Annotated in this window: 16 protein-coding genes, 1 tRNA gene and 1 pseudogene; 8 read left to right on the forward strand and 10 right to left on the reverse strand. The window is 41.2% G+C overall.

What is annotated here, in order from left to right; translation table 11 throughout:
- Window positions 1-330: 330 nt before the first annotated feature.
- From HUW48_RS17315 to HUW48_RS17335, 5 genes and pseudogenes are all read right to left on the reverse strand, one after another.
- Complete coding sequence (locus HUW48_RS17315) at window positions 331-1,782, reverse strand: TolC family protein (protein WP_182412139.1); 1,452 nt, start codon at window positions 1,780-1,782, stop codon at window positions 331-333.
- A gap of 158 nt (window positions 1,783-1,940) precedes the next feature.
- The gene (locus HUW48_RS17320) at window positions 1,941-5,105 is read right to left on the reverse strand and encodes an efflux RND transporter permease subunit (RefSeq protein ID WP_182412140.1); all 3,165 of its coding nucleotides are present in this window, start codon (window positions 5,103-5,105) and stop codon (window positions 1,941-1,943) included.
- A 75-nt stretch (window positions 5,106-5,180) separates the two neighbouring features.
- Window positions 5,181-6,332, reverse strand: coding sequence for an efflux RND transporter periplasmic adaptor subunit (locus HUW48_RS17325; protein ID WP_220463944.1), 1,152 nt, complete (start codon window positions 6,330-6,332; stop codon window positions 5,181-5,183).
- A 144-nt stretch (window positions 6,333-6,476) separates the two neighbouring features.
- Window positions 6,477-6,848 (reverse strand): hypothetical protein, encoded by a 372-nt coding sequence (locus HUW48_RS17330; RefSeq protein WP_182412141.1) that lies wholly within the window; start codon window positions 6,846-6,848, stop codon window positions 6,477-6,479.
- 691 nt (window positions 6,849-7,539) lie between these two features.
- Window positions 7,540-8,517: pseudogene (locus tag HUW48_RS17335) on the reverse strand (PLP-dependent cysteine synthase family protein); the annotation flags it as partial.
- A gap of 367 nt (window positions 8,518-8,884) precedes the next feature.
- Here HUW48_RS17335 and HUW48_RS17340 point away from each other — a divergent pair.
- On the forward strand, window positions 8,885-9,349 hold the full coding sequence (locus HUW48_RS17340) for a hypothetical protein (protein ID WP_182412143.1): 465 nt from the start codon (window positions 8,885-8,887) through the stop codon (window positions 9,347-9,349).
- A gap of 173 nt (window positions 9,350-9,522) precedes the next feature.
- On the opposite strand, the gene HUW48_RS17345 is transcribed toward HUW48_RS17340, so the two are convergent.
- Window positions 9,523-9,596: transfer RNA gene (locus tag HUW48_RS17345), tRNA-Ile, on the reverse strand.
- A gap of 89 nt (window positions 9,597-9,685) precedes the next feature.
- Here HUW48_RS17345 and HUW48_RS17350 point away from each other — a divergent pair.
- The 7 genes from HUW48_RS17350 to HUW48_RS17380 all read left to right on the forward strand — a co-directional run bounded on the left by HUW48_RS17350 (window position 9,686) and on the right by HUW48_RS17380 (window position 18,533).
- A complete protein-coding gene (locus tag HUW48_RS17350; protein ID WP_182412144.1) occupies window positions 9,686-10,315 on the forward strand; it encodes an HAD family hydrolase in 630 nt (209 codons plus the stop codon).
- Window positions 10,305-11,450, forward strand: a complete 1,146-nt coding sequence (locus tag HUW48_RS17355) for a site-2 protease family protein (RefSeq protein WP_182412145.1) — start codon at window positions 10,305-10,307, stop codon at window positions 11,448-11,450. The genes HUW48_RS17350 and HUW48_RS17355 overlap by 11 nt, the downstream gene beginning before the upstream one ends.
- Before the next feature lie 585 nt (window positions 11,451-12,035).
- Window positions 12,036-13,514 (forward strand): MBOAT family O-acyltransferase, encoded by a 1,479-nt coding sequence (locus HUW48_RS17360; RefSeq protein ID WP_182412146.1) that lies wholly within the window; start codon window positions 12,036-12,038, stop codon window positions 13,512-13,514.
- Window positions 13,515-13,516: 2 nt separating this feature from the next.
- On the forward strand, window positions 13,517-14,518 hold the full coding sequence (locus tag HUW48_RS17365) for a DUF1574 family protein (RefSeq protein WP_182412147.1): 1,002 nt from the start codon (window positions 13,517-13,519) through the stop codon (window positions 14,516-14,518).
- 314 nt (window positions 14,519-14,832) lie between these two features.
- Entirely contained in the window at window positions 14,833-15,696 is an 864-nt protein-coding gene (locus HUW48_RS17370) for a chromate resistance protein ChrB domain-containing protein (protein ID WP_182412148.1), read from the forward strand.
- A gap of 73 nt (window positions 15,697-15,769) precedes the next feature.
- A complete protein-coding gene (chrA, locus tag HUW48_RS17375; RefSeq protein WP_182412149.1) occupies window positions 15,770-17,116 on the forward strand; it encodes a chromate efflux transporter in 1,347 nt (448 codons plus the stop codon).
- Window positions 17,117-17,963: 847 nt separating this feature from the next.
- Window positions 17,964-18,533 carry a hypothetical protein gene (locus HUW48_RS17380; RefSeq protein ID WP_246343528.1) on the forward strand — a complete coding sequence of 190 codons (570 nt, stop codon included), beginning with the start codon at window positions 17,964-17,966 and terminating at the stop codon, window positions 18,531-18,533.
- An 89-nt stretch (window positions 18,534-18,622) separates the two neighbouring features.
- Here HUW48_RS17380 and HUW48_RS17385 read toward each other — a convergent pair whose 3' ends face one another.
- From HUW48_RS17385 to HUW48_RS17400, 4 genes are all read right to left on the reverse strand, one after another.
- Entirely contained in the window at window positions 18,623-19,537 is a 915-nt protein-coding gene (locus HUW48_RS17385; RefSeq protein ID WP_182412150.1) for a TIGR01777 family oxidoreductase, read from the reverse strand.
- A 362-nt stretch (window positions 19,538-19,899) separates the two neighbouring features.
- Window positions 19,900-21,417, reverse strand: a complete 1,518-nt coding sequence (locus tag HUW48_RS17390; protein ID WP_182412151.1) for a hypothetical protein — start codon at window positions 21,415-21,417, stop codon at window positions 19,900-19,902.
- Between the two features lie 38 nt (window positions 21,418-21,455).
- Window positions 21,456-22,871, reverse strand: a complete 1,416-nt coding sequence (locus tag HUW48_RS17395; RefSeq protein ID WP_246343529.1) for a DoxX family protein — start codon at window positions 22,869-22,871, stop codon at window positions 21,456-21,458.
- A 266-nt stretch (window positions 22,872-23,137) separates the two neighbouring features.
- Window positions 23,138-24,451, reverse strand: coding sequence for a RagB/SusD family nutrient uptake outer membrane protein (locus HUW48_RS17400; RefSeq protein WP_182412152.1), 1,314 nt, complete (start codon window positions 24,449-24,451; stop codon window positions 23,138-23,140).
- Window positions 24,452-24,459 lie beyond the last annotated feature (8 nt).

Genomic DNA, 24,459 nt, shown 5'->3' on the forward strand with positions numbered 1-24,459 from the left:
GCAACCAAGCCTAAATTAGGCTTTGGATAGGTAAACAAATATGGATGAGATGGCAGCACAGTTTAAAAATCAGATATTATCAAATTAAAGCATTTTTAAGCACAAAAGCAAAGTTTTTTAAAATTTTAGCAATAATAAAACCAGTTTTGCGGTGTATATCATTCAAAAACGAACGCGAAACTTTATTATTTTAAAAAATTAAAAATTCACCACCTTCACGTTTAATCTTACCAATAAAGCCTAATAGTTACAAGTTGAAACACTCAGAAATGAGTTTTCGACTTGTAACTATTTTACAATTTCAACTTTGCTTTTGCCCTTTCAACTTTGTTATTGCCAACCGCCTCCTAAGGACCGGTAAACATCTACTATAGATTGGAACATGGCCCGTTGATTGTTGTTCAATTCCAACTCAGCGGCTAATACGCTTTTTTGCGCCGTTATAATTTCCAGATAATTAGCGTAACCACCGGCAAAAAGGGCATTGGCCGAGTTTACGGCATTGTGTAGTTCCTGTACTTCCTGGTTTTTAATGGTCGATATTTTTTTGAAATTTTCGATAGCCGATAAGCCCGTAGCTACTTCCTGATAGCCGGTTAAAATTGCTTTCTGGTAATTGTAAAAAGCTTCTTTACTGGCCGCTGCCGAAAACTTATACCGCGATTTTAATTGGTTCTGATTTAAAAGCGGCATTGTTAATCCACCTATAACCCCGTAGGCCAGCGAAGCAGGCGTATTTAAAAGCAACGAAGCTTTAAAAGCATTTAGCCCAACGTGCGGCGAAATAGTTAGCGAAGGTAGAAAAGCGGCGCGGGCAGCACCCACATCAAACTTGGCAGCTACTAATTCCATTTCGGCTTGCTTTACATCCGGGCGCAACGCTAACAATTGCAAAGGAATGCCCGCCTGAATAGAAGCTGGTAATTGTTGTTCCTGAATAGGATTTCCGCGGGTAATGGGTTGCGGGTACCGGCCAAGCAACTGATTTAACAAGTTTTCGGCGGCTACAATTTGTTGTTGTTTTTCTACCTGCAGGCTGGTTGTATTCAGGAGCTGGGCTTTTGATTGTTGAACAGCCAGCTCAGTAGCCCGCCCCCCGGTTTTCTGGGCCTCCATTAACTCCACTGCTAATTGCTGTAGCTGGATATTATTCTGAATAATTTTTAATTCGCTATCCAGCGCTAACAGTTCATAATACAACTTAGCTACTTCAGCTACTAAAGCAGTTTGTACCAGTTGCCGACCCTTATCGGAGGCTAAAAATCGGGCGTAGGCCGCTTTGCGCGTTTTTCGCAGCTTTCCCCATAGGTCAATTTCCCAAAAACTCCGGAAACCTAAAAAGTAATCCGGTACTGCTTTTTGCGGTATGCGCTGCTTATCATCAATGTTCGGCGAAAAGTTGGTATCGTAATTACCTACGCCATCAATGGTGTAGTCCCCGAATTTAGTCGTTCCCGCCGAAGCAACACCTTGTATTCCGGGTAAAAAGGCTCCTTTCGCCAGCAATACGTTTGCTCGAACCATATCTACGCGTTGAATGGCCGCTAGTAAATCCGGATTGTTGTGCAGGGCCGTGTCAATCAAACTCACTAGGTTTGGGTCAGTAAAAAAGGTTCGCCAAGCAATCTGACCGATGCTGCTGGTATCGGTGGTGGAGCCAAAGGAATTAGGTAGCGCTTTGCCTTCAGGCAATTCTACAGGTTCCGTTAATTTACAAGCCCCTAAAAATGCCAGTAAAAAAAGGAATAAAGAGATTTTATATAATGACTTTCTAAAATACATGAATGCAAAAATTTTAAATTGAAAGAAACAGTATGGCAGATTCAGCACTTGTTAAAGTAGGTCGCGTTTAACCATAGAAACCCCGACGGAACCGACAGACTTTTACATCCGCCGGTTTGTTCCGTCCAGAATTTACTAGTAACCTTTAAAAGGCTGATTTAAGCTGTTTCGAGAGCTTTAGCTTGCTTGGCTTTTTTTATAAACTTTACTTTTTTGCCTTCCGATAATTTGGCGAAGAGTACGTACAAGCCCGGAATTAGAATAACCCCGAAAATAGTACCCACGAGCATACCACCAGCTGCCGTAGTTCCGATGGAACGGTTTCCCATAGCACCCGCGCCGTTGGCAATACACAACGGAATTAAACCCGCTATAAAAGCAAACGAAGTCATTAAGATTGGCCTTAAACGGGATACCGCACCTTCAACCGCAGCTTTTAAAATGGTTAAACCTTCTTTCCGGCGCTGAATAGCGAACTCCACAATTAAGATGGCGTTTTTACCCAACAAACCTATGAGCATTACCAGGGCCACTTGCGCGTAAATGTTATTCTGCAAGCCCATGATTTGTAAGAAAAGGAAAGCACCGAAAATACCAGTTGGTAAGGATAATATTACCGGCAGAGGTAACAAGAAACTTTCGTACTGCGCTGCCAGCAACAGATACACAAAAAGTAAACTGATGAGGAAGATGTAAACCGCCTGGTTGCCCGATAAGATTTCCTCGCGGGTCATGCCGGACCATTCAAAAGTATAGCCGCGGGGTAAGGTTTCTTTCGCTACCCGTTCAATTGCCTGAATAGCATCACCACTGCTGTAACCCGGAGCCGCTGTACCGTTAATCATGGCCGAGGTGTACATATTGTAGCGGGTAAGCTGCTCCGGTCCGTACACGCGCTCCAGGGTAATAAATGTAGAGAACGGCACCATCTCGCCTTGGTTATTCTTTACGAATAATTTTAAAACATCTTCCGGGGTAGAGCGGTAACTAGGCGGGGCCTGCACCATAACTTTGTACATCTGCCCGAACCGAATAAAGTTAGAAGCATAATAACTACCTAGTAAAGTTTGCAGCGTACTCATGGCATTATCAATGGTTACGCCTTTTTTAGCGGCCATGTCCTGGTCCACGTGAATCATGTATTGCGGGAAGTTCGGGTCGAAGTTAGTAAAGGAGCTGTTTATTTCGGGCGTTTTTTGCATCGCCTGAATAAACTTGTTCGTCACATCAGCAGTGCCTTGCAAGTCTTCACTCTTTTTCCGGTCTAACACGCGCAATTCAAAACCACTGGAGTTACCAAAACCTGGTACGGTAGGCGGCGGGAAAAACTCAATGCTGGCATCTTTTAAATTTTTGGTTTTTTCTTCCAGTACCGCAATAATATCATCCACGGATTCCTCCCGGTTTTCCCAGGCTTTTAAGTTAATCATACCCATGCCGTAAGAAGCACCAGCGGCATCGGTTAACAAGCTAAAACCAGCCAGCGTCGAAACTGATTCTACTGCCTTTATATCTGTAGTAGCTTCCTGAATTTTATCGAGCACGTATTCGGTACGCTCAACCGTGGCCCCGGCTGGGGTAGTCACGTTCACGTAAATCATACCCTGGTCTTCGGTCGGGATAAAACCAGTAGGCAACACTTTGGTTAAAGCCCAGGAACCCACGCAGAATACCAGGAACATACCAATCGTCACCATCCGGCGGCTCGCCAACTTGCGCACGTAACTTTTATAGGAACCTTCCATGGCATTATAGCCCCGGTTGAATTTATTAAAGAAGCGGTTAATGAAGTTGTTCTTTTTAGTGCCGTGGCTCGGCTTGAGCATAATGGCGCATAAAGCCGGTGTGAGCGTAAGCGCGTTTATCCCCGAAATTACAATAGCAATGGCCAGGGTTAACGAGAACTGACGGTAGAAAATACCTACTGGTCCCGACATAAAAGAAACCGGCACAAACACCGCCGACATTACCAAAGTAATGGCTACAATGGCACCGCTAATTTCACCCATTGCTTCCAAGGTAGCTTGTCGGGCTGGCATGTGTTTTTCGTGCATTTTAGCGTGCACGGCTTCCACCACCACAATGGCGTTATCTACCACAATACCAATGGCTAGTACCAAAGCAAATAAGGTAAGCAGGTTCACGGAGAACCCGAATAACTGCATGAAAAAGAACGTACCCACCAACGATACTGGTACTGCTAAAGCCGGAATAAGGGTAGAGCGAAAATCCTGAAGGAAAATAAAAACAATGATAAACACCAGGATAAAAGCTTCAATTAAAGTCCGGATAACTTCGCTCATGGAAGCATCTAAAAAGCGCGACACGTCATAAGCAATGTTATAAGTCATTTTGGGTGGGAATGAGCTTTCTTTTAGCTCGGCCATCCGGGTTTTTACGTTGGCAATAACTTCGCGGGCGTTAGAACCCGGCCGTTGCTTAATCATAATAGATGCCGAAGGGCGACCATCGGTTTTAGAAACCATACCGTAGCTTAAAGAACCAAATTCTACCTCGGCTATGTCTTTCAGGCGCAGTACTGAACCAGAACCATCATCGTTGGAGCGGATTACTATGTTTTCGTACTGCTTGGGTTCAAAAAATTTACCGGTGTACTTCAATACGTATTGCAGCATCTGGTGCGAATCGCCGGCGCTTTCTCCTGCTTTACCGGGTGCCGCTTCTACGTTTTGGGCCCGTATAGCGTTAATTACTTCGTCCGTAGAAACCTGGTAAGCCGCCAGCCTATCTGGTTTTAACCATACCCGCATGGAGTATTCCCGCGAACCCATAATCTCACAAAATCCTACGCCGTCAATCCGCTTTAATTCTTGTAATACGTTGATATCGGCAAAGTTATAAACAAACTGTTCGCCGGCACTCGGGTCTTCGCTCATCAGGTTTAAGTAAAGCAGCATGCTGTTTACTTCTTTTTCGGTGGTTACCCCAGCTTTAATTACTTCTTCGGGGAGTTCATCCAGAATGGTAGTTACTCGGTTCTGCACGTTAACGGCCGCTAAATCCGGGTCGGTGCCTACTTCAAAAAACACCTGAATTAAGGTAATGCCGTTGTTACTCGACACCGACGACATGTAAGTCATACCGGGAACGCCGTTGATGGCGCGCTCCAGGGGCGTTGCTACGGCTTTGGTACATACTTCCGCGTTGGCCCCGGTATATTTAGCCGTAACGGTAACCGAAGGCGGCACAATATCGGGGAACTGCGTAACGGGCAGGTTAAAGAGCGCCAAAGCGCCCAACATGGTTATAAATAGCGATATTACCAGTGACAGCACCGGTCGCTCTATAAATATCTTAAACATTTTGAGTTTACTTAAAAGGGTATCTATCCGCCGGAATAATTCCGGCGGTTGCTGCTATTTTCGACTTTGGTTGGTTTATAAACTCCGGTTTTGCGCCGATAGCAAACTATCCATCGGGATGTAAACCGGCTTAATGGCTAATCCATCGCGAAGTTCTTGCACGCCTTCATATACCACCTTGTCGCCCGGTTGCAGGCCAGATTCCACGATGTAGAAGTGCGATAGACGCGCCCTGGGTTTAAAATTTTTAATTTTTAAGGTATTGTTCTGGTCAACAACGTACACAAAATTCTGATCCTGAATTTCGAAGGCTGCTTTTTGCGGAATCAGGAGCGCTTCTTCTACCTCGTTGGTCAGGCGCACGCGGCCGGTCGAGCCATGTTTTAACAGTTGTTTCGGATTAGGAAATTTAGCCCGGAAAGCAATAGCCCCAGTATTGGCTTCAAAAACACCTTCCACGGTTTCTATTTTCCCTTTCTGCGGGTACGGCAGGCCATCGGCCAGCACCAAATCTACAACCTCGCTGCGGGTACTGGTGCCTTGCTGTTGCGCCTTAATGTAATTTAGATATTCTTTTTCCGAAACGTTAAAGTACACATACACCGAGCCTAAATCCGATAAGGTAGTAAGCAGGGCACCTTCATCTACTAAACTGCCTACTTTTAAGGGAATGCGGTCGATGATGCCTGTAAATGGGGCTTTGATGAAAGTGTACGAAAGTTTGGTGGCCGCATTAGCCTGGGCTGATTTGGCTTCTTCAATGCCAGCTTTGGCGGCATTAAGTTTAGCCTGAGCCACTTCCAGTTCTGATTTAGTAACTACGCGTTTATCTACCAGGGTTTTTACCCGGTCTACTTCGAGTTGAGCGCCTTTGGCGGCGGCAATGGCACTATTCAGGTTCGCTTTAGTCCGGGCAAGTTCGGCCTTGTATTCTTCGGAGCTGATCCGGAAAAGCGGTTGTCCTTTTTTTACTTGTTGCCCTTCGTCTACGTAAATATTATCCAGGAAGCCCTTTACCCGGCCCCGGATTTCGACGTGCCGCTGGGCCTGGATATCGGCTACATAATCGTGGTGCAGCACGGTATCTTTGGTAATGGCCTGCGTTACGGGCAAAGTAGGTACTTCCGGATTTTTCTTTTCTACTTCGCCCTGGGCGGTGCAACCACTCATGAATAATCCGAATACAAATAAATAAAACAGGTTTAATACTTTTTTTATAGTTAGCATGACTTTGTTAGGTTGAAAACCAGTGCCAAACGGATTGGCAGCAGCAAATACAAATAGGTTCACGGCCGGACATAGCTATGCCGGTCGCTAAAAAAATTAGAGAAATTAAAAAAAAGTGTTCCGGCAGACCGGAATTAAACCTGTTTAAAAGGGAGTTAAACGAAAGAGAAAGGTATAATAATCAGGCAGTAGCGAGGCACACCGGGCATAAATGCCAGCCGGTTTTTCGCTCGTAAAAACAGTAATAGAAATAAAGGCCAGCTTTACCTGTACTTTAGGTAAAAAGCGGCCTACATTCTTATAAATGTGGTTAAGTAAGAGATGAAAATTAGATTGTCCCAGGTCGCTGAATTCCTGCGATAATTCAATTATCTCGAATAGCAGATCCTGAAACAAATCAACCCGATGGCATTTAGTGGCATTCTTATTTGCTTGCGTCTCCTGCTTAAAATATTCTGTTATTTGGGCATAGGGTAGCCGGTCCACCTGGTGCTTTCTGGGAAAAAAAGCAGACACCAACGTGTGGATTAAAAAGCAAAAAATAAAGAAGAAACAATAAATCCCCTTACGCATTATTGCGGCACAATCAATTCTCTTATGTATAAGTAACTGAACTTTAAGTTAGTAAGTTTATTAAAAACCTAATTTTAACTAAAATTTAATAATGGATTTCAATTACAATGGCAAAATTAGTAAGAATTGAGCACTTTCTAAGACAATTCTTTTTGATTTTGCTCCTTTAAGAGCATGTTTTATTCTAAAGTCTACAAATTTATTAATAAAAGCCTTTTTCAATTATTACTTATTTTCAAGCTTTTCGATTATTTTGAATAAACTTATATTCTCATTTTATTTGATTTTACTGCATCCTCTAATTATTTTTTTTACTAAATAATAAATAGGTGACTATAGAGATTATTAGAATGACTGCTACCGTTGGTGGGACATAATGAGATAATACATAACAATATAGTAAATGTTACTGGTAAGTAACCCTATGCCGATGAAGGTTAGTATGAAAGAGAAGCCATAAGTAGTGTCTATCCTAGTACAATTCATGGGCTATCGTTCCTGTACTTTTTAATTCTTAATACTTCTATGGTAACACTGTTTACTACGTACAAACCAAATTGCATTTTCATGTAAACAAAAAAGCACTTCCTGGTTTATCCAAGAAGTGCTCCTACTAGTAATGAAACGCTTACTAATCTATATAACCTTGTTCCCGCATCCAGTCGTCGTTGTAAATCTTTGCCAGGTAGCGCGTACCATGATCCGGTAATATTATTACCATTGTATCTTGTTCAGTTAAGTTTTCCCGGGCATACTCCAGCGCCCCGAACACCGCCGAACCACAAGACCAACCCACAAATAAACCTTCTTCCTTGGCTAAACGCCGCGTCATTACGGCTCCGTCTTTATCGCTAACTTTAATAAAATGATCTATTAAATTAAAGTCCACATTTTTTGGTAAGATGTCTTCTCCAATACCTTCCGTTTTATAAGGATATATCTCGTTTTCGTCAAAAATGCCCGTCTCTTTGTATTTCTTAAATACCGAACCGTAGGTATCAATGCCAATCGCTTTAATGGCACTGTTTTGTTCTTTTAAGTATTTAGATATACCGCAAATAGTACCACCAGTGCCTACTCCGGTAGCTAAATAGGTTACTTTCCCTTCGGTTTGCTGCCAGATTTCAGGACCTGTAGTTTCGTAGTGCGCTGCTGTGTTCGATAAATTATCGTATTGGTTCGGATAAAAGGAGTTCGGAATTTCGCTGTTTAACCGTTTAGCAACGGAGTAGTAAGAACGTTCGTCTTCGGGGGCAACGTTAGTAGGGCACACAATTACCTCGGCTCCTACCGCCCTTAGAATATCCATTTTCTCTTTACTCTGTTTATCGGTAAGGGTAAAAATACACTTATACCCCCGGGCAGTAGCTGCAATAGCTAAACCCATACCTGTGTTGCCCGAAGTACCTTCGATAATAGTACCGCCGGGCTTTAAAATACCTGCTTTTTCAGCATCCTCAATCATTTTAAGCGCCATCCGGTCTTTTACAGAATTACCGGGATTAAAGTACTCTACTTTGGCAAGGATGGTGGCTTTTACCCCATCAGTTACTTTATTTAGCTTTACCAGTGGCGTACGGCCAATAGCTTCGGAGATATGATTTAAATACATGAAAGCAATTTTTTATTGAAAACGGTAAAGCATACATTGCCGCCATCTTCCTTTATTACGTCACAAAAATAAGGTAATTATTCGGGATAATTAAACCAATGTCCGGATAGTTCCTCTACTTAGTAGCAATAAAATTCTTCGCTCCTGATTTGGTGCAAACCATTAAGCATTGGTTTCGACTATTAAACAGATAAGTAAGCATATAAAGTTGTCCTTATTAATTAAAAGGAATTCTACTATAATTAGAGGATAAGGTTAATCTTTGCTAAATAATAATAATTCACCTGATTCGCTGTTTAATCAAAGGCATCCACTCCAACCATTTGAAATTAACCAAACCGACAAGAATTAAATCTATTTACAGGTAATGAAAAATTTACTATTACTACCGCTTTTTTCCTGCTTATTAGGACTTGGTTATTGGACGAAGCAACAAACGGGTACGCAATTGAATGATATATTAAAAGGAAAATGGGGAAATGAGCGCATTCAGTTACAATACATTGTAGATAGTAATTTAATGCACGAAGAGGAAATTATCTCCGAAAAAGGTAAAACATATAGTTTTGATGGTTCTACTATTCAAATTACTTATCCAGATGGAACGGTTGCCCAAGGCACCTATTCCGTATTTATGGAAGAGGAAAAAAAGAAGGTAGCACTTCAACTGCACGGTACTACAACTACCTATACGCTAATTGCGGTAACTCCAACTAGTATGACCTGGCAAAAAGATATGGAAGACACTAATTACCAGGAAGGTTTAACTCGCAAATCTGCCGAACGGGCCATCTATACTGAGGTGTTTAAAAAGATTATTGCAGGAAAGTAATAATTAAAAAAAGTAAATTTTGATTGAGAGTTTTGTTTGAATGCGATTTTAGTGGGGGCTTATACGGGAAATTACCACTTTATATTGCCTTTATAGATTAAAAATGAGTGCAAATTGTTCACAAATAAAAAAGCACTTACCGAATTTCTTCCTGTAAGTGCTTGATTATGAAGTGGGCCCAGCTGGAATCGAACCAGCCACCTACTGATTATGAGTCAGTTGCTCTAACCGAATGAGCTATAGGCCCGTCAAAAAGAGTTTTAGTTCTTTTTGATTTTGGGAGTGCAATTTTACATATTTGCACCGCATTTTCCAAATACATTTTAAAAAATTCCCGTGGATTTAAGCCTTGTAAAAAATATTATTTTCGATTTGGGTGGGGTTATCATTAATTTAGCTTACCAAAACTCGGTAGATGCTTTACGCTCTTTAAGTAAAAAACAACAAGCTATTGATTTTACTCAGCAAGCTCAATCCGGACTTTTTGATTTGTACGAAACAGGCCAGATTACTTCAGAAGCTTTCCGGCAAGGTTTACGCGACACTTATGCGATAGAAGGCGAAGATAGCGCTTTAGATGCAGCCTGGAACGCCATGCTGCTCGATATTCCGCCCGAACGCATTCAATTATTACAGGCTCTCGGTAAAAAATTCCGCTTGTTTCTGCTTAGTAATACCAATGCCATTCATGCCGAACGATTTAATAAAACAGTACAAGAAGTATCGGGTTTACCGGGTTTAAATAGTTTATTTGAGAAAACATATTACTCTCATTTAGTGGGTATGCGCAAACCTGGTGCGGCCATATTCGAGCATATCTTAAATCAAAATAATTTAACAGCTGCCGAAACCTTATTTATTGACGATAGCTTACAGCACATTGAAGGTGCCCGGAAGTTAGGTTTGCAAACGCTGCACTTGCAGCCGCCGCTTACTATTAACGAATTTTTTAATCATGCGCGGTAGCTCTACAGTTAAAAATTACACTTTTCACCTGTTCCTATTCTGTTTAGCTTTGGTTACTACCACCTTAGCAGGTGCTGAATGGATGAGCGCGAAACCTCTATTGGTAGTTACTACTCAGTGGCGTATTATTCGCATTTTAACGAATGAGCAAGTTTTAAATGGCCTTTACTACTCGCTTCCGTTTTTAGGCGTATTAACGGCCCACGAGTTCGGGCATTATTTTACAGCACGTTATTATCGAATTCGTGTGTCACTCCCCTATTACATTCCGTTTTGGTTTCCTTTGCTTCCAACAATTGGAACAATGGGCGCCGTTATCCGCATTAAGGATCGTATTTTTTCTAAAAAAGAATTTTTTGATGTAGGTATTGCGGGTCCATTAGCTGGCTTTATAGTGGCTATTCCTTTGCTTTGGTACGGGTTCACGCATTTACCTAGTCCTGAGCATATTTTCACCATCCATCCCGAATATAAAAAATACGGTTTAGATTACGCCAGTAAAGTGTATCAGAATACGGGCGGCTCCATGGCCTTAGGTAAAAACTTATTATTTTTATTTTTCGAGAAATATGTAGCTCCTGACCCTGCCCTGGTACCTAACCAGTACGAGCTTATGCATTACCCGTATTTATTTGCTGGTTTTCTTTCCTTATTTTTTACCGCGATGAATTTACTGCCCATTGGGCAACTTGACGGTGGGCATATATTATACGGTTTAATTGGTTTTCGTAATTTTAACCGAATCTCTCCTGTATTTTTTATTATTTTTATTTTTTATGCTGGCTTAGGAGTAGTTGGTCCGCATACCCCACCCGACGAAAGGTACTGGCAATTTATATTGTACGCTGTTTACTTATATGTAGTATTTGAGAAAATTACTCCAAACGTTAAAATAGCCTTAACTTTAACTATTATTATGTTCTGCCTGCATGTTGGATTGGCTTTTATTTTTCCAGGCACCAAAGGTTATCCGGGTTGGTTAGTATTCGGGCTATTGTTATCCAGGTTATTAGGCATTTTTCATCCTCCTGCCCCCGACGAAGCTCCATTAAGTACAGGCAGAAAAGTACTTGGCTGGTTTGCTGTACTAATATTTCTGCTAAGTTTCAGTCCAGCGCCATTCTTGTACGAGTAAAACCTTTGTTTATGATAAATGTCTTTTGTTTTTAGAATTGGAGCAAATGATCACCTTTAATCATTTTTATCAAAGATTAACAAAAATGTTTTCATGTATAGGATGACGCAATTTTAATAATTTACTAAAATCCAATTAAATTTTCTTAAGAAGTAATAGGCCTAGATTATAGAACCTTGTTAGCTTAACTCGATATATTTGAATAATACTGTTTTGTATAAAATTATTAAAAATACATTTGTCATTTTGAACTTTTAATAATTTTTGCGGATTAGGCTACTTGAAAGACTAAGCGGCATGATTATTATATATACCTAAACCTATATAAATTAAAATCATTTTTTTAAGCTCTACTTACCAGTTACAGGTAACTTTCTAGTAATTAGACTATAATTTAAAAAAATAAAATAAATATGGAGTAAACGTTTATCATGGTATAAAAATTGTGAGTGGCCAAAACTTAAGCGTTTATTATTATTTACCCATAAACCATATATAGCGTTTTTTATTTATTGCTAGATAAAAACGCTTGGTGCAGAAAGTATTAAGTAGTACCTTTGAATAAATGAATAAATTATTTTAAAAATGCTATTCAATTCATTTGAATTCCTCCTCTTTTTTCCAGTAGTTACTATTTTATATTTTCTACTGCCACATCGCTTCCGGTGGTTCCATTTATTAGCAGCAAGTTGCTTCTTTTACATGTTCTTCAAGCCGGTTTACATTTTAATTTTATTCTTTACCATTGTAATCGACTATTACGCCGGGATTCTCATTGAAAACAGTGAGACAAAAAAGAAGAAGAAATTCTACCTGCTATGGAGTTTGGTAGCCAATATTGGTGTACTTGCAATTTTTAAGTACTATAATTTCTTTAATGATAATATTACGTCGCTTAGTGAGGCATTAGGTTACCAGAACCACATTCCTTACCTGACTATTCTTTTACCGATAGGGCTTTCTTTCCATACTTTTCAGGCCATGAGCTATACCATTGAGGTATACCGGGGAAACCATAAAGCAGAGCGACACTTCGGGATTTATGCCTTATATGTAATGTTCTATCCGCAGTTAGTAGCCGGACCAATCGAAAGGCCTCAGAACGTTTTACATCAATTTCACGAGAAACATTATTTCGACTACGATCGGGTTACTTCCGGTTTAAAGTTAATGGCTTGGGGTTTGTTTAAAAAAGTAGTGATCGCCGATAGGTTAGCTGTAATGGTAAACGAGGTTTATAACAATCCAACCCATTTTGAAGGTATCCCTTTAATATTGGCCACTGTATTTTTTGCTATTCAGATCTACTGCGACTTTTCCGGGTACTCTGATATAGCAATTGGTTCAGCTCAGGTAATGGGCTTTACTCTAATGCGAAACTTTAACCGACCTTATTTCTCTAAAAACATTAAAGAATTCTGGGGCCGGTGGCACATATCTCTTTCTACCTGGTTCCGGGATTATTTGTACATTCCGTTAGGTGGTAACCGGGTTCCAAAATGGCGTTGGTATTATAATATTTTTATTGTTTTCTTGGTAAGTGGTTTTTGGCACGGAGCTAACTGGACGTATATTATCTGGGGTGCGTTACACGGATTTTACCAGGTATTTGGTCAGATAACCGGCAAATCACGCGACCGAATGGTAGAAGCACTTGGCTTAAAGAAATTACCTAGTTTATATAAGTTAATTCAAATAGGTACTACTTTTGTTTTGGTTTGTTTTGCTTGGGTTTTCTTCCGGGCCAACTCTGTAAGCGATGCCTGGTATATTATTTCCCACATGTTTACTGGTTTCTCCGAGAGTGTAAACCTGATTGCTCATAACGGCTTCGTTCGGCAACGGTACCTCTTCTTAGATCAAACAAAAGAAATATTCTTACTTTCGTTTGTAGTTATCTCTATTCTGATAGTTATAGAATTATTTCAAAGAAACAGAAGTCTTCGTTTGGAAGTAAAAAAGTATCCTTTTCCAATGCGTTTAGTATTTTATAATATTATTATTTTATCTATCCTTTTGTTAGGCAGTTTTTCAGAAGCAGAATTCATTTATTTTCAATTTTAAAAATGAAAAAGTTATTTGTTAGAATATCGGCTGTTCTGGTTACGTGTGCTCTTACGTACTTTGCTATAATATACGCTGCTAGCTTAACTGGTTTTACCAATTGGCTGCCTAATGCTAAATACACCACCGGAAAAGGGTATTACACTCTCTCTCGTTTCAGGGAAATTGATAAGTTTTCGAATATTGATGTCCTATTTCTAGGCTCCTCACAAGTGTATCGTGGTTTTGATACCAGACAATTTGAACAAAAAGGATTAAAGGCCTTTAATTTAGGAACTTCCGCTCAAAGCCCTTATAATTCTTATTTCTTACTGCAAGAGTATTTACCCAAGTTAAAGCCAAAGTACATTGTTTTAGACCTGTACTGGCATATGATGACCAAGGAAGATGTTACGGAATCAACGGTTGATTTAATTTCAAATCACGAGTTAACAGATAACATCGTGGATATGGCCTTAACTACCCATGACTATACTATAATTTCCAGCTTAGTATCTAACTATGTTTCGCGGGTACATACTCCTTTAACTAAAGTACGCGAGAAAAAGCTTCCAAAAGAAATCTATATTCCTGGCGGGTTCGTTGAATCTACTGTACCAGAAGCAGAATTGGCCATGACTAATCCTAAAAAGGCGTATCAATTCCGAAATTTGGACTCCAAATTAAAAGAACCTTCTGAATTTCAGTTAGAATATCTAGAAAAGATTATCAAGCTTTGTAAGCAAAATAATACCAAACTTGTATTTGTACTTTTACCCGTTACAAAAGAGTACAAAAACAATTTAACCAATTACAACGATTACATTAATCGCATTTCAAGTGTATCTAAAAAGAATAATGTACCTTTTATAGATTATAATACCCGGAAAGGATTATCTCTATCTTCCTCCGAAGATTTTTTGGATAAAAACCACCTGAGCCCAAGCGGAGCTTCCAAGTTAGATAAGTTCATTTATCAAGACTTAACTTCTTTAGGAATAAAAGAAAGCATTTCTTCGCTTTAAATTGTAGAACATTTTACTTTTTTTGTGTAGGTGTTCCCTATATAATAGACGAGACTGAAAAGATTATTTTCAGTCTCGTCTATTATATAGGGGTTAGTAAATTAATTTAAGTTTAAAATATACAATCTTACACGAAAACTTTATTGTAAGTAGCTTTCTTATATTTCACTTTTTCCTGTTGCTGATACTTTTATCCACTTTTATAGTCAAAGCGTTCATTTAGTTTTTCTATGCACCTTAATCAACAACTAACATAAATAAGTATAAAGCATTATTATAATTATCTATTTAGTAAATTTAGTAATTTACTTTCGATGAAATGGATTACGCGGGAACGCCCTAAAATAGACCGGATTGCCTGTCCCTGGCTAATCAGGCGCTTTATTGACCCAACAGCGGAAATTATCTTTGCTCCTGTTGCAGATATTTCCCGTTTAGCCGTTGAACTAGAGGCCACCCCTTTTGATATTCCCGAAACAGAGTTTACACACTACGAAGACCGCTGCACCTTTGATTATTTCCTGGAAAAGTACCGCCTCACCGATCCGGCTTTGCACCGCCTGGCTCCCATTGTACGTGGTGCCGACACCGACAATCATGCACTTGCCAGCGAAGCAGCCGGTTTATGGGCTATTGCAGCCGGTTTAGCTTACAATACCCCTAACGACTACGAACTGCTCGAAAAAGGCATGCTGATTTACGATAGCTTATACAGTTGGGCCAAACATTTATATAAAGAAAAACATACTCAAAGCCCTACCGAGAAACTGTTGTTGCAGATTTTCAATACCTATATACATCAAAAGGAATCTGAAAAGAAGAAGATACCGGCCTGGGCAACGGAGTTAAAAGAAATTATCCAGGACCAGATGGATACCAATCTGAGTTTAAGTTTAAAGGCTATTTCGGAAGATTTAAATGTAAACCCAGCTTACTTATCGCGGGAGTTTTCCAAATATTTTGATAATTTAACTTTTGGCGAGTACATCCGGAAACTGCGCATTGAAAAAGCAATACAGTTGCTGAATTCTTCCCACCATTCCCTTTCCGAAATTGCGTATCTCACCGGCTTTTCCGACCAAAGCCATTTTACCCGGATTTTTAAAAAATATACCGGCAAAAACCCTTCGGATTACCGGAAAAATTTAGCAAAAGGTAAAGCCGGTACAAAAGGTTAATTTTGTTCTATTTTTCCGGCAAAAAAGGTTGTAGCCTTGTAATATTCACAGCTATTCATTATCCGGATTTAGTATGAGCACTTCTATTAGCGATAACCCCACTACCACGGTAGTTAAACCTAGTTTTAAAGAAGCCTTTTTATTCTGGCTGAAACTAGGCTTTATTAGTTTTGGCGGACCTGCCGGGCAAATTGGCATTATGCACGAGTTTGTGGTGGACCAGAAAAAATGGATCTCGGATAAAAAGTTTTTACACGCCCTTAATTATTGCATGTTGTTGCCCGGTCCGGAGGCCCAGCAGTTGGCTACTTACATTGGCTGGTTATTGCACGGTACCATTGGGGGTTTAGTTGCGGGTATATTTTTTGTGCTGCCTTCCGTATTTATTTTGCTGGGCCTGAGCATTGCCTACGTTTTGTTCGGAAAGATTGCCTGGGTAGCGGCTTTATTTTACGGCTTAAAACCAGCCGTAGTAGCTATTGTTATTCTGGCCTTAATTAAAATTGGTAAGAAATCATTGATTAGTGTTTTTCACTACGTTATTGCGGCCTTAAGTTTCATCGGCATATTTTTCTTTGATATACCTTTTCCTTATTTAATAATTGGGGCAGTGCTCCTGGGTTGGTTGGGCAAAAAAATATATCCCGGCTTGTTAACCCAAAAACATGCGGGAGCACAAAAGCAAACCGACGAAAGTGGGTATTATTTGCATTCCGGCAGCATTATACCCGGCACAGGCTTTTCGGCCAAACGGCTGGTATTTCAGGTAGCCGTTGCCTTATTATTATGGGCAGCGCCTTTTGTACTGTTTTACACCAGTACCGGGGTCGCTTTCTGGCAGCAATTAACTTTATTTTTTACGAAAGCGGCCCTGGTAACTTTTGGCGGCGCCTATGCGGTTTTACCCTATGTAGCCCAGGTAACCGTAGAAAAATTTAACTGGCTAAGCAATCTGCAAATGATTGATGGCCTGGCCCTCGGCGAAACTACCCCCGGACCACTGATTATGGTACTGGCTTTTGTAGGATTTATGGCGGGTTATAATCATTTCCAAAGTTGTATTCTAATGGGTAGTCTCGGGCTTTTCCTGACTACCTATTACACTTTTTTGCCATGCTTTTTATTTATTCTGGCCGGAGCACCCATCATTGAAAAAACCCAGGATAACCCGCAGGTAAAAGCGCTATTGAGTATTGTAACGGCCGCGGTGGTGGGCGTAATTTTAAATTTAACTATTTACTTCGCGCTTGCCGTAGTTGCCCCACAGAAAACCATTAGCAGCCTCGACTATTTTAGCCTGACTTGGATTGTAGTATCATTTTTGGCCATGTACCGTTTTAAAGTAGGTATGATCACGTGGATTGGAATTAGCGCTCTGGCTGGTTTGCTTTATTATTTGGTTAGTGGGTTAGTTATATAAGTAACTTTTAGAAGATCAAGGATTGTTCTTTGGGGCCTTTGCAAGTCTCCAGGTTCAGGTGTTATCTAACTGGTTAGCTTCAAGTTTCGCCTCATGGCCGGCGGGCCTCGTTTGCCTCTTTCGGGCGGTTTAGCCTTCCTCTCCTCGACTCCGTATGCGGAATTTTGCTGCGCAAAACCGAAACCTTAGAAGGTTCTCAACAGCCAAACTGGTGTTAGCAGCACTTAGCTATGGCTTTTCAGTTTGGTAAAGAATAATCTTCTTCTACTCCCTCCCCAGAAAGACTTTTTGCCTAGTATATCGCAGATTAAATATCGTATTACAGAGGAGGAGATTACTATATGAAATAGTTCTCTGCGTAGCTAAATAGATTCCTCCTGAATGACACCGTGGGTAAAATTTAAAAAATTTAATTTTTTAAATTTCTGCTAGCTAGCAATGCAACAAACAGCCTGAGCCAGGTGCAGATATTGACGCTAAACTGTTCGAGCGTTCAGCGAGTTTTTAGCGTCTTGACTTTTTTGGTTCTTTTTGTGTCAAGACAAAAAGAACAGAACCTGAGCAATGAAACAACTCCAATTAGAAATCAAAGCTAGAACTGCGGCTATGCGAACGAGAACTTTCTTGAATAGTAAGTCACGGAAGTAACTTCCGCGCCATAGTAGCCGCCGCTATGCGAACATACTTTATGGCGTCCCTTTATAGAATAAGTGTTGAACATGTATAAAACCGATTAATTGATATTCTTTTACCAAAAAAGTAAAAATTATACAAAAGGTTAATTGTATTCTATCTTTCCAAAAAGCGGCTGCTTAGCATTGCAACATACAATTCTAATTTAAATCGTATGTTTCTGGAACACGTTTTTAATACTAACCTACCATTTTTTAAATTTTTAAAAAATACTACCAAGCTACTTGCTTTAACTTTAGTAATACTGTTTTTTAAGCCCGATATCAGCCAGGCTCAGGCACCACCACCCGTCACTTACCCCAAAGTAGCCGGCTATGTGGGAATTATTCATCCGCTGGTAACTTTTAGTAAGGAAGGTACTACCACCAATTTTGATGCGTATTATGTAGTAGGGATGCCCACCGGTATTAACATCTGGAAAAGCGCGAAGATTGGATTTTCGGCGGAATTCGTGCCTTTTGTACGAGCCGAAAACGGTACGAGCCGGATGAGTAATTTTCTATTGCACCCGGGTGTATTGGTGGCCCTGGGTCATGGCTTTACCTTTGCCGGACGAGCCTCCTTTGAAACCTCGGGGCGTTATGGGTTTACACCAGTTTTAAATTACGCGGTTAAGAAAAATACAAACAGCAATTACTTTGTAGCCGTGCCCTTACCGGTACGGTTCGGGAACGACCACCCTACGAGCTTAACCTTGGGTTTTCAATTTGGATTAGCTTTTTAGGTCCGAACCTAAAAGAAGCTACCTCTAAATAAATAGATTGTTTAGAAGTAGCTTCCCGTTTATTAAAATTTAAAAATATTCCTTTTTTATTAAATACCAGATAAAAGTAGCTGGTTTAAAGCTTTTTGAATTTGCGGATATTTAAAATAGAATTGATTTTCAGCCAGAATTTTAGAAACTACTCGCCTGCCTGACAACACTAGTTCCGCTTCGGTACCGATGAACAGAGCGCCGAAACGTGTTAAGAAAGCCGGAATAGGTAAACCAATCGGTATTTTTAAAGCCTTCCGGATTTCCTGCATAAATTCTTTGTTCTTCACGGGAAAAGGACTGGCGGCATGAATAATACCGCTTACCTCCTTGTTAATTACCCAATCCATTAAATTAACAAAATCTTCTTCGTGTATCCAGGTCATGTACTGTTCACCGGAGCCAATGCGGCCGCCAAAACTGGTTTTAGCCAAGTTCGCGAAAGGTTTTAGTACGCCTTTACCGGATTGCAAAACCAGGCCAATCCGCAAGAAAACCTTGCGCGTACCAGGAGTTGCAACGCTGGCAAAGGCTCGTTCCCATGCTTTACAAACTTCCGGCGAAAAACCTACCCCCGTAGGGGAACCCTCTTGTTTCATTTCTTCGCCCGAGTTACCAAAAATAGCTACAGAACCCGCGTTAATCCATACGGCTGGCTTCTGCCGTAAACCTTGAATAGCTTGCCCGATTACTATTGTAGAATTAACTCTAGAATCTATAATTTCTCTTTTATTTTTGGCCGTATACCGGCAATTCACGGATTTACCTACCAAATTAATGACGGCTGTACTCTCTTCTAATTCTTTCGTCCATGGGCCAAGTGTTTTCGCATCCCAGGCTACATACCGGATGTTATTGTCTGGTTGCCTAGCGGTACGACTTAATACTATTAGTTCGGTTTCGGTGTTGTAATATCGTTGAATAATGGCACTCCCTAAAGCACCGGTACCGCCGGCAATTACTAATTTTCGCATTGTATTCTATTGAATCTGAGGAAACATTAAGCTACTAAGAAAAATATGAAAGCAAGTTGGCGTTCAATTAACTAATTACTTTTAATAAACTTTAGTACGCATATTTATAGTTGTGCGGAGAGTTAGCAAAGCGCTCTCCGCACTTATGGAAAGCCAATCTCTGATTGGTGTTACCCAAAACTCGACTATTTTTAAAATTTTAGAAACGCTTCTCGATATAAAGCACATCCGTGTTAGCAAATAATAAAAATAAACGCTATACTACCTTACACCAATCAGGGATTGGCTTTCCTATCCTGCGGAGAGCGCTTCGTTAACTCTCCGCATAACGGCGCTACAGTTAGAGACAATCTACCATTAATTTAGAAAGAACTTAAAGTAGTTTGCCGGCCTTCTACCAACGGATATTTTTTGTCTAATTTATCCAGAACGACGGAAATAGAATCGTTAAATTCGTTGCGGCCACTCAAAATAATGCGCGTGGCACTGGGGCGTTGGTAATGTAAAATCTGTGTTTCCTCTCCGTGGTTTTTATTTTTATTTTGCAGGTACAACACTTGCTTTTCCGGATCAGCCTCGTAAAAGAAATAACGGCGCTCGCCAGCCATACCACCAACTTCCCAACGGGTTACTCCCAAATCGCGGTTCAGTTTCTTTTTGGCTAGCTGGTCGGAGTCCTGGGTATTTACCTGGTTGAGCTTGTTGTTTTTCTTATCATTTTTTACCCGCAACGGCGAGTAACCAATCATGCGGTCGGCAATGGCGCCGCGGTTAGTCCGGTAACTTAACGACGACCAATTTTCGAAAATGGCATCCTGCCACCGGATAGAATCGGTGGGAGAATACGGTATTACCTGGTTATTCAGGCGAAACTCGGTTACGTTATAAAGTCCTTTGGTATCGGGCAAACCGGGGGTACTCGGAATATTATAATTGTTGCCGTTAAAAAAGCCATAAGCCCACATACCGGCGGCAATGGGTACAAACAAAATATTAAAACTCCATTTTACCCCGTTTACCGCATACTTCTGCCATTTTTCTTTAAAAACCGGATTAAAACGATAGGGCTGCAGAATATCTTTTTCGTTTACCAGTAAGTTCCAGATTTTAGGCAAGTCGTACCAGGCGATGAATATACCAATAATAGCAAAATAAGCGGCGGGTACGGCTACCCCGGCATCGTAGGCGTGATTGGCAATACAAATATTAAAAGTAACTACCGCTGCCAAAGCCGCCCCGAGTACCGCGGTTTTCCGGTACAATAAAAGCAGCCCCGGTAGAATTTCGGCAAAGCCCAGAAACACCGTATATTCAAAAGAAATACCCACGTGCGACCAGTACAACTTCTTCTCGGCGAAATCAATAAATGGCGTGTTTAGCATACCTACGGTTGGGTAAACCATTTGCATCGGGAACGCTTTTTTCAACCCCCAACCTACCATGCCATAAGCCAAGCGGTAACGAGCCAGCACTCGAATCCAATAATACAGTTTGCTGTATTGGGTAGATTTTTTATCCAGCAAAGTCCAAATGGTGCCACCAATTACCGCCCCTACAAACACCAGAATAAGGTTTATGTAATTCAGGATACCAAATACGCCTTCTTCCGATTCAATCAAGATAATTTGCGGGGGCCAAAAAGCCACTACCGATTGAAAGTCGTGGTAGGTTATCTTGGAAAATTCCAAATTCCATAAATCTGTATAAAATTTAGGATACGTAGGAATGCACAAAAACAAGATGTATAAAAAAGCAATCCGAAAAGCTATTTTCTGCAGATTAGTCCACTTTTTAGGCTTTGCTATTTCTTCAACTGGCTTGGCCGTTGGCGGCGCTTCGGCTACATAAGGAGCCTCCAGACTTAATTCGTTTACTGCCATAATTTTTAAATTTTTAAATTATCAGATAAATCGATTTTTTAAATTTTAACCGGTTTGCGCCGGCCTTCGAAGAACATGTATTTTTTATGTACCTTTTCTAAAACTACCCGGATAGAATCCTGCGTTTCGTTTATTCCGGCCAATACCAAGGTATTGGAATTTGGCCTCTGGTAGGTGAGAAAGAGTTTTTCCTGGCGGTGATTCTTGTTTTTATTCTGGAGGGCCAGAGTATGATTTACCGTATCGGCTTCGTAGTAAAAGTAATGGCGACCCGCATGACCCGCCAGTTCGTAGTTGCGGTCAATGTCTTTCTCGTGCACGGCTTCGGCGCTGGTAAAATCTATTTTTACCGGTCGGTTACTTTTAATGGTTAAGGTCGACCATTTTTCAAAAATAACATCTTGCCAGCGATTGGGGTCAGTTTTAGAATCCGGAACTGGTTTGTTATTTAAAGTAAACTCTTTTACCCGGTAATAGCCAAAAGCATTGCTCAAACCCGGCGTACGCGGAATTTTGTACGGGTCGGTGGTGTAATTTTCAAAAGTTTTGTAAGCAAAAAGAAAGGTAAACAACAAGAAAGCACCTCTTAACCCAAACCGCACGTTCCACAGGACTTTATCCGAGAAATCCGGAATAATTTTGTTGGCGTAGGTCGGCCCTTCCTGAATAAGTAAACGATACAATCGGGGCACATCGTTCGCCAGTAAAAAAGTTGCCAGCAACACGATAAAAGTACTTAATACCTGCTCCCCCACATCATACAAGCCATTCACCACCGCCACGTTGCCGATAAAGCCAAAAATTAATCCTACGCCAAAGGTGGTGGTGCGCCGGTTAAATAATAAAAAGGCCGCCAGTATCTCTACAAAGCCCAGAAAAGATTGGTACTTAGGCGCAATCCCTACCGTTTGGAAGTAAATTTTCCAGGCAAAAAAATCGCCGTAATTGGTAAATAGATTACTCAATGACGGATACGGCATTTGCAACGGAAATACCTTGATAAAGCCGTAGGTAATTAAAACAAAAGCTAAACGGTAGCGCACTATTACCCGCAACCAATAATATAAAACCGTATATTCTTTCCGGTTGGCATCTAACCTGCCCCATACTACCGCCCCACCTAATGCCAGCACTAAAGCAATGGTCCAGTTGGCAAATTGGCCAATGCCCCATTGGGGCAAATTTTCAGTTGGAATAAATTGATTCTGATAGCGGGACAGGCGGAATAAATCGTGGAAATGCAGGTGCGCCCAGTCTATTGCAAAAAAGTCGCGGTAAATCTTCCAATCAATCGGGAGAATTAATAAGCTGAGAAACAGGAAAAATAATCGGAACAAATGTTTTTCCCAAGGCTGCCATTCCGCATGCAGCTGGTTGGGCTTCACGACACTATTAAAATGGTGCCGCACTTTTTCCCAAACCGACGAGGTTGTTTTTGTTTGTATGCTGCTCATAAACAAGTAATCAATTTTATGTTTTAAATATTTTTAAAATTTTCGCAAAATGAGCTATGCTACTGACGCGAGCGTCTTCCCCCACGCTGGCGCGAGCGTCCTCGCTCGAGTCTAACCATGTGGTAGGCCTCTGGCCGGACGAGTCGATAAATAGTAATTAAAAGTCAATCAGCCGGCAAGTTCCTACCGGCCAGAGGCCGGACGATAAGCATCACGAGCGTGGACGCTCGCGATAGAACTATTCATATAGACAAAAGGTCCAGAAGTTAATTGCCGTAGCCGGGATTTTGAGTTAAAGTAGGGTCAGCTAAAATTTCGCCGGCCGGAATTGGGAAGATGTATTTATTGGGGTCGTTCAGGTTAAAAACCGCTGGTGCCCGGCCGGTTCGCACAATATCGAACCAGCGGTGCGGTTCCAGAGCAAATTCTACGCGGCGTTCGTTTTCAATGGCCAGTATAATCTCTTCTAAAGTAACAGCTGTAGAGTTGGGTACATTGGCCCGGGTCCGTACGGCATTTAAATCGCTTAAAGCGCCCGCTAAATCCGGATTCGGTTTCTTCGCGCGAGCTTCGGCCCGGATTAGATATAACTCGGCGGTACGGATACCATAGGCCGCTGAGGTATTAGTTGGATAAATACCGCCAATAAACTGGCCCGATGCATTGGGTACCGAAAGAATCTTGCGGTCACCGCCTACGGTTGGATCGTTTAATAAGGTATGAATAACCGCTTTCGGTTCTAATTGGCGGTTACTGGTATTCCATAAACCATAGCCGGTATTTAAATCGGTAACACTATACGAAAATTCCAACACCGACTCCGGCGTGCCAGCCGCTAAACTAAAAGGTTTAACTAGCTGATAACTGGTATTTGCTAAAACGCTGTTCGCATCATTCTCGGCCTGCTCATAGTTGTTCAGGTACAGGTTCAATCGGGCTCGAAGCGCGTAAACCGTAAATTTGGTTGCCCGGTTCCAAACTACGGTGGCGGGTAATAAGGTTTCGGCTTTATTTAAATCAGCTAGCGCCAGGGCGTACACTTCGGCCTGCGAGCTTTTGGGCACTCCCAGTTTATCGGCTACAACTTTAGTGGGCGTCAGATAGATGGGCACATTGCCAAACACCCGGCCCAGGTCGAAATACGAGTACGCCCGGATAAAATAAGCTTCGCCCAGAAGCTGATTTTTTAAATCGGCGGTTAGTTTTACGTCCGTTACGGCCGGTACCTTGTCGATGACGTGGTTGGCCCGGTTAATGGTATTATAAAAGTTGGCCCAATACGTAGATAAGAAACCAATATCCGAACGGAGACTGTAATTAATAATATTCAGGTCGGTTTGGGCATTATTTAACGACCGCACGTCGCCGCCCGCTTGCAGAATGGTGTTTTGGAAACCGCTGCTGTAGTTTAAGCTGGCCAAAGAACGGTAAGCTCCTCTTACGGCAGTTTCGGCCGAGGATTTATCAAAAATGGTATTTTCATCCGAAACCCGGTCGAACGATTCTACTTCCAGAAAATTTTCGCAGGAGAATAGCAGCATGCTTAATAGCAGCGCCGGATAGATAAGTATCTTCTTCATATTTATAA

Source organism: Adhaeribacter radiodurans (genome assembly GCF_014075995.1).
Lineage (GTDB): Bacteria > Bacteroidota > Bacteroidia > Cytophagales > Hymenobacteraceae > Adhaeribacter > Adhaeribacter radiodurans.

Bases quoted from the DNA above. Each gene is read 5' to 3' on its own strand.
- HUW48_RS17380 (WP_246343528.1), top strand. From the start codon at position 17,964: ATGTTTCTGGAACACGTTTTTAATACTAACCTACCATTTTTTAAATTT.
- HUW48_RS17320 (WP_182412140.1), bottom strand. From the start codon at position 5,105: ATGTTTAAGATATTTATAGAGCGACCGGTGCTGTCACTGGTAATATCG.
- HUW48_RS17395 (WP_246343529.1), bottom strand. From the start codon at position 22,871: ATGAGCAGCATACAAACAAAAACAACCTCGTCGGTTTGGGAAAAAGTG.
- HUW48_RS17400 (WP_182412152.1), bottom strand. From the start codon at position 24,451: ATGAAGAAGATACTTATCTATCCGGCGCTGCTATTAAGCATGCTGCTA.
- HUW48_RS17340 (WP_182412143.1), top strand. From the start codon at position 8,885: ATGAAAAATTTACTATTACTACCGCTTTTTTCCTGCTTATTAGGACTT.
- HUW48_RS17370 (WP_182412148.1), top strand. From the start codon at position 14,833: ATGAAATGGATTACGCGGGAACGCCCTAAAATAGACCGGATTGCCTGT.
- chrA (WP_182412149.1), top strand. From the start codon at position 15,770: ATGAGCACTTCTATTAGCGATAACCCCACTACCACGGTAGTTAAACCT.
- HUW48_RS17385 (WP_182412150.1), bottom strand. From the start codon at position 19,537: ATGCGAAAATTAGTAATTGCCGGCGGTACCGGTGCTTTAGGGAGTGCC.
- HUW48_RS17365 (WP_182412147.1), top strand. From the start codon at position 13,517: ATGAAAAAGTTATTTGTTAGAATATCGGCTGTTCTGGTTACGTGTGCT.
- HUW48_RS17325 (WP_220463944.1), bottom strand. From the start codon at position 6,332: ATGCTAACTATAAAAAAAGTATTAAACCTGTTTTATTTATTTGTATTC.
- HUW48_RS17360 (WP_182412146.1), top strand. From the start codon at position 12,036: ATGCTATTCAATTCATTTGAATTCCTCCTCTTTTTTCCAGTAGTTACT.
- HUW48_RS17390 (WP_182412151.1), bottom strand. From the start codon at position 21,417: ATGGCAGTAAACGAATTAAGTCTGGAGGCTCCTTATGTAGCCGAAGCG.
- HUW48_RS17355 (WP_182412145.1), top strand. From the start codon at position 10,305: ATGCGCGGTAGCTCTACAGTTAAAAATTACACTTTTCACCTGTTCCTA.
- HUW48_RS17315 (WP_182412139.1), bottom strand. From the start codon at position 1,782: ATGTATTTTAGAAAGTCATTATATAAAATCTCTTTATTCCTTTTTTTA.